We start from the raw sequence: 6000 nt of genomic DNA on the forward strand, positions 1-6000 counted from the left end.
AAAGTCGTCGCGCACCGCCAGTCAAACCCTGCTCATACGGCGAGAGCAAACCAGAAACCATCACTCGGCTTGGGTGGAAAGGACTGTCAGATCGACAAAACCTAGCATAAAGTCCCTCGGATAGCCCCGTTCACTACAACTTCCGTATGATTGCATCTCGCGCGCAGGGGTGAAACGATTTGCGCGCATTTGAGAGCCGGGTTTGAGGCGAGACTTTCGGCACCCACTTTAATTTCTTTGGGAGAAGAAAATGGCCGCAATTATTGGTTGGGCACATACACCGTTTGGCAAACTGGCAGATGAAACCGTAGAGACTCTGGTCACAAAGGTTGCCAAGCAAGCGATTGCCGATGCCGGTCTCGCCGCTGAAGACATTGATGAGATCGTTCTGGGTCACTTCAATGCAGGTTTTTCCAAGCAGGATTTTACAGCAAGCCTCGTGCTTCAGGCAGATGACAAGCTGCGCTTCAAGCCAACCACCCGCGTTGAAAATGCATGTGCGACTGGCTCAGCTGCCGTGCATCAGGGCGTCAAATCCATCAAAGCAGGCGACGCCAAGTTCGTGCTTGTCGTTGGTGTTGAGCAGATGACCACCACGCCGGGCCGTGAAATCGGAGCAAACCTGCTCAAAGCCTCTTACTTGCCAGAAGATGGCGATACCCCGGCTGGTTTCGCTGGTGTCTTCGGCAAAATCGCAGGCATGTATTTCCAAAAGCATGGCGACCAGAGCGAAGCGCTGGCCCACATCGCTGCGAAGAACCACAAGAACGGCGTGGAGAACCCATACGCACAGATGCGCAAGGATCTCGGCGTAGAGTTCTGCCTCAATGAGAGCGAGAAGAACCCGTTTGTAGCTGGCCCGCTGAAGCGCACCGACTGCTCACTTGTGTCTGACGGCGCAGCAGCCATTGTTCTCACAGACACCACCACAGCGCTCTCCGCTAAAAAGGCTGTTGCCTTCCGCGGCATGGGGCATGCGCAGGATTTCCTGCCAATGTCCAAGCGCGACATCCTCAAGTTCGAAGGCTGTACGGAAGCTTGGAAGCGTGCGCTCTCCATGGCCAACATCACCGTTGAAGACCTGTCCTTTGTTGAAACCCACGACTGCTTCACCATCGCTGAGCTGATCGAATATGAAGCCATGGGGCTGGTGCCAGAAGGTCAGGGTGCGAAAGCCATTCTGGAAGGCTGGACCCAGAAGGACGGCAAATTGCCGGTCAACCCATCTGGCGGTCTGAAAGCCAAAGGCCACCCAATCGGTGCGACTGGCGTGTCCATGCACGTCCTCACATCCATGCAGCTGGTAGGCGAAGCTGGCGGCATTCAGGTGGATGGTGCAGAGCTCGGCGGCATCTTCAACATGGGCGGCGCAGCCGTTGCCAACTATGTGTCTGTGATGCAGCGCCTCAAGTAAACCCGGCAAAACCAGACAAATGAGTATCAGAGCCCCGGTCCGCCGGGGCTTTTCTTTTGCATTGTGGCCTTGCAGCTCACCAATCGCTAACTAAGCCCTCAAACCAACATCATCACGCCAATGTGATCGTGGTAAACCTCTTGTCTGACGCAAGGTTAGGAGAGGTGTGTCGATGCCAGGACAAGAGTCAGCCCCCAAGTACGATGATTGGCTGAAAAAAGTCTATTCAGAGATGAACTGGAAGTTCCATGATCTCGTTGGCGGTGGCCGGAAGAAACGCTCTGCAAGCGTCACCAGCAAAACCTCTGAGGCAAGCGCGGCGATTGGCTCGCAAGTGGACGAAGACACACCAGAGTGGACCACAGAACCTGATATCGCAGATTACATCGTTGAAGGCACACCGGCCGCGGAACGTAAGAAACGACCTCTCTCAGCAGCTTTGAAAGACGCCGGCATCAAATCCACCGAAGGCTTCACCCAGCGCCTCAACTCCTACCAGTCCCAAAAATCCCATTATGATGAAGACCCGTTGGGTGCAGCCTATGCGGACCCGGAGGCCGTCAAATGGGATCGACTGGTCAAAGGCACTCTGGGGGAGAGTGATAATAAAGCCCGGCAAATGGTGCTGATGCAGCACGAAATCGAGCTGAAAAAACAATCCCGTCAATTGACCCGCGAAGTGTTTCAGGATCAGTCAACCGCGCCCGAGTTCAGAGCCTATCTCCGTCAGGCCAGCGATACCCCTTCCAACCAAATGGACACAGCACAGCGCGAAACCATCATGTTCTTCAGCCAGAATATGAAGGTGTTGGGCAATGAGCTAGTGGCCTCAACCAAAGAGCTGATGCACGAAAAAGCCTTTGGCGACACCATGATGAAGACCCTGCATGAAGCCAAAGCCAATGCGGTGTCAGAGCGTGAAAAGAAACGACTGGCCGAGCTGGAAGAAGAAGCCATCGCCTATGGCACCGCCACCTCCAAGCAAATGGCCTTCGCGCTCAATTGCACCAACTGCGTGGAAGCTGCAATCAATCGGGGAGCTGAAGTCGAAGCAGCCGTCCTGCAATTGTCAGATGAGCGGCCCAAAGCTGTTTTCGCCACCTCTGGCTTACAGCGCACGGCAGAAGAAATGGTGCTGGCTCATCTGGACAAAAGCAACAACATGAAGAAGAGCCTGGCCTGGGCAGAAACGCAGCCATGGGCCCAGATGGTGAAGGTCAACATAAAAAAAGAAGGCCGCAACTTTTCCATCACATCAGAAACACGAAAAGCACCGGAAACACCGGCAAGCACCGGCGACCCGATGGTCGATAACCACGTGGACATGCCCCACAAGGCTGTAACCAAAACCGAGCTTGCAACCACGCCGGAACTGGTCTTCAACGGCCTTCGCTCAGGCCAGATGATGGCCTCCATGTCTCACCGCGAGACTGGTGAAACAGGACCGGACGGCAAACCGTTTGTGGGCATTCCCAGTGAGGCCTCCATGGCATGGGCCAAAACTTTGCTGACAGCTCAAAAAGAAGGACAGGACATATCGGATCAACTGCCAGACTATATGGAAGTGAAGGAAGTCTGGTACCGCGAAAACCGCTCTGGCCTCAAAGGGAAACTCAAACGCGGCAAGCCTGAAAAGAAAGTCCATGTGGTGACGTATAAGGAGACCTCGGAGTCTGTTCAGGCGGCCCAAAAGCTTCGCGCAGCACCCAAAAACATGGCTGGGGATCTGGCAGAGCTCGCAGATAACATTGCTGATCTGAAGGCAGATCAGGCCCGCAAAGCTGAAAAACTGAAAGCACATAAAGAGGAACTGGAGAAATTCCTCAGCTCCAAAGGCGAGGGCATGCTGGAAAGCTTCGGCGAAGCCCATGAAGCCTTCAACGCCCTGCAGGAAAACATTCTCCAGCAGGTGATCGCAAAAATGAGCAAGGGCACCAGTCTCAAGAACATCAAGAAATGGGCCAGCAAACAGCCTTGGGTAATGATGTTCGAGATCGAGTTCAAGCCTGACGAAAGTGGCAAGAAGAACCATTACAACGTCGTCGTTAAAGAAAAAGAGGAGGAAGTAGAAGAGACCGACGGAGCACCGGAAGGTGGCCGTACAGAAGCAGACGGCAGAACAAAAGATCAGGAAGCCTCACTGACAGGTGCGTTAGCCGCCCTCTCAAAGCCTGCTGTTCAAAAAGAACTGATCCTCAAATACACTGGCGAAAAGCACAACGGCGTACCTATCGTCGAAAAACCAAGCGACCTGGCAAAAAAATGGGCAGATATGATTATGAAGGTCTATGGCTCCAACGCCAAACTACCAGCCTATCTGGTGCTCAAGGATGTCGTCTACAAATCAGCTTCCCGAAATCTGATCCGGCGCGGTAAATACATCCCTTGCAAGGCCGTGGAGTTTATTCCTTCCGCCTTCAAGTAAAAGAAGCAAGCCAGTCTCACGACAACATCATTTGGATTTTCACCGCCCTCTGCTAGGTTCTGCGGGCGGTTTTATAGTTTGCATGTCTTCGGTTCGTTCGAAGCTCCCGAAGGCACATGCAAGAAAGGTATTTCATGGTCAAGCGTTTAGTGCTCCCACACGAGTTTCAATCCGTTTCAGAACAGCTCAACATGTCACCAGCCATCTTCTCGGGAAACCACATCTTCCTGAGTGGCATGACAGGCGCGGATATGAGCGGCCAGATGCCGGAAGACCCCGAAGCCCAGTTCCGCAACACCTTTAAAAAGATCGAATGCATCCTGCGTGAAGCCAACGTCGATATGGATGCCGTTGTTGAGATGACCAGCTACCACATCGGCCTGCGCGATCACTTCGAGCTGTTCGACACCATCCGCCTCGAGTTCTTCTCCAAACCCTACCCAGCCTGGACCGCCATTGAGGCCGCCGGCCTCCGCCGTGAAGGCGCCCTGGTAGAAGTCCGCGTCATCGTCAGCGCACACTATGGCGGGTGAGGTGGATCTGCATTCTTAGTTTGAATTTGTTAGTTTGGGATGATTTAGAAGATAACAGAGGGTGATAAGAACCATATGATGACCTTATGTTGCTTCATCTGATAAATGGCTCTGACTCTAAGTTGACCCCAATATCCTTTTGTAAGTGTGCTGGCAGATCACGTGCATCTAAACGCTCACTCCCTCTTTTCATTGAAAAGAAAATATCTCTAAATCCTTTAGCTAACCTATTGAAAATATTTGATAATACTTTGAATTTCTGAGCTTCAACGGTGAAATCTGCCATGCTTTTTCTCCTGCTGTTGTTGGGGAATTAATGCCGGAGGTTGCATTTACAGTCCAATCGAATATAGGGAAGAAAGCATAAGGAGATTTTATCAAAGATGCCGAACAGTCTGCCTCCACTCAACGCTCTTCGCGCCTTCGAAGCGGCAGCGAGACATTCCAACTTCACCCGTGCTGGGGAGGAGCTGGGAATGACGCAAGCAGCGGTGAGTTATCAGATAAAAGTGCTGGAAGATCGTGCCGGGAAACCCTTGTTCAATCGGGTAGGAAGACAAGTTGTTTTAACGGAGGCAGGTGCGCAACTTGCGGCAGTTGCAAATGAGGCTTTTCAGTCTATTCGTGCTGGCTTTTCGGCGGTGCAAGGAACGCAGGATGGGACACTGAAACTAAGTGTGGTTCCCACCTTTGCCATGAACTGGCTCTCGTTGCGTATCGGAGAGTTTCAGATGGCGAACCCCAAAATTGCTGTTCAATTGGAAGCCTCTGGCGGTGTTGTTGATTTTGCATCCTCTGATATTGATATGGGGATCAGAAACAGCCCTAAAAAGTGGCCTGGGTTATGTTGTCACAAACTAGCCGAAGTTACGTATACTCCCATGTTAAGTCCAAGACTTGCTGACAGCATTGGCGGTGTGAACAAGCCTGAAGACCTGCTGAAACTTCCCATTATTGATACAGGAGATCCTTGGTGGAGAAACTGGTTTGAAGCAGCTGGCGTGAAAGATCCCGATTTTTCAAATCAACCCGTTTCCCAAATGGGCACGCAAACTGTTGATGGAAATATCGCGATTGCGGGGCATGGTGTTGCGATTCTGACACCGTTGTTTCATTCAAGTGCGTTGCGGGATGGCCTGCTTATCCAGCCCTTCCCATTAAAGTGCACGGCTGAAAATCCAGTTTGGCTTGTTTACCGTGAAACGCAGAAAAACAACCCCAAAATAAAGCTGTTCCGAGACTGGATATTGAGCGAAATGGAAAAAGACAAGGCTGGCTATGCTGTCTGATCCTGTTTGGAAGATTTAACAGGATAAGCTGGAACTGATTTCATCCATGTCGCACTCTGCATTAAACGCGTGGTAGCAACCTGTAAAACGCGAAGAACCAGATTCTTTAAAATATGAGTTCGTCGAAATTGATAGGTTTTCATTTCTGGTGTTCGTTGCTCTAACGGATGGTAGGGGTATGTAGATTTATTTTCTCAATCAGCAAATATAATGTAAGCGTCCGGCGAACCCGACCTGACGATTCTAGCTTTGCTGCTCTATCGTACGTGTAGTTTTATCTGCATGGACTTTGATGATGATAGAAAGCCAAGGACGGCGCTGGAGTGACGATGAGAAGCG

5 protein-coding genes are annotated in these 6000 nt (G+C 51.5%); 4 read left to right on the forward strand and 1 reads right to left on the reverse strand.

Features of this window, described 5'->3' with window-relative positions; genetic code table 11:
• The first annotated feature begins 250 nt into the window (after positions 1-250).
• From PsAD5_RS06020 to PsAD5_RS06030, 3 genes are all read left to right on the forward strand, one after another.
• Positions 251-1414: an acetyl-CoA acetyltransferase gene (locus tag PsAD5_RS06020; RefSeq protein WP_063286869.1), complete on the forward strand. Its 1164-nt coding sequence runs from the start codon at positions 251-253 to the stop codon at positions 1412-1414.
• 172 nt (positions 1415-1586) lie between these two features.
• Entirely contained in the window at positions 1587-3839 is a 2253-nt protein-coding gene (locus PsAD5_RS06025) for a hypothetical protein (protein WP_063286870.1), read from the forward strand.
• 149 nt (positions 3840-3988) lie between these two features.
• Entirely contained in the window at positions 3989-4372 is a 384-nt protein-coding gene (locus PsAD5_RS06030) for a RidA family protein (RefSeq protein ID WP_208980823.1), read from the forward strand.
• A gap of 94 nt (positions 4373-4466) precedes the next feature.
• On the opposite strand, the gene PsAD5_RS06035 is transcribed toward PsAD5_RS06030, so the two are convergent.
• Positions 4467-4658, reverse strand: a complete 192-nt coding sequence (locus tag PsAD5_RS06035) for a hypothetical protein (RefSeq protein WP_063291422.1) — start codon at positions 4656-4658, stop codon at positions 4467-4469.
• 97 nt (positions 4659-4755) lie between these two features.
• Here PsAD5_RS06035 and PsAD5_RS06040 point away from each other — a divergent pair, with 97 nt between their 5' ends.
• Positions 4756-5661, forward strand: a complete 906-nt coding sequence (locus tag PsAD5_RS06040; RefSeq protein WP_063291423.1) for a LysR substrate-binding domain-containing protein — start codon at positions 4756-4758, stop codon at positions 5659-5661.
• Positions 5662-6000: the final 339 nt, after the last annotated feature.

Source organism: Pseudovibrio sp. Ad5 (genome assembly GCF_001623095.1).
Classification (GTDB): domain Bacteria; phylum Pseudomonadota; class Alphaproteobacteria; order Rhizobiales; family Stappiaceae; genus Pseudovibrio.

Coding starts and splice junctions, on each gene's coding strand:
- PsAD5_RS06025 (WP_063286870.1), top strand. CDS start 1,587: ATGCCAGGACAAGAGTCAGCCCCCAAGTACGATGATTGGCTGAAAAAA.
- PsAD5_RS06020 (WP_063286869.1), top strand. CDS start 251: ATGGCCGCAATTATTGGTTGGGCACATACACCGTTTGGCAAACTGGCA.
- PsAD5_RS06035 (WP_063291422.1), bottom strand. CDS start 4,658: ATGGCAGATTTCACCGTTGAAGCTCAGAAATTCAAAGTATTATCAAAT.
- PsAD5_RS06040 (WP_063291423.1), top strand. CDS start 4,756: ATGCCGAACAGTCTGCCTCCACTCAACGCTCTTCGCGCCTTCGAAGCG.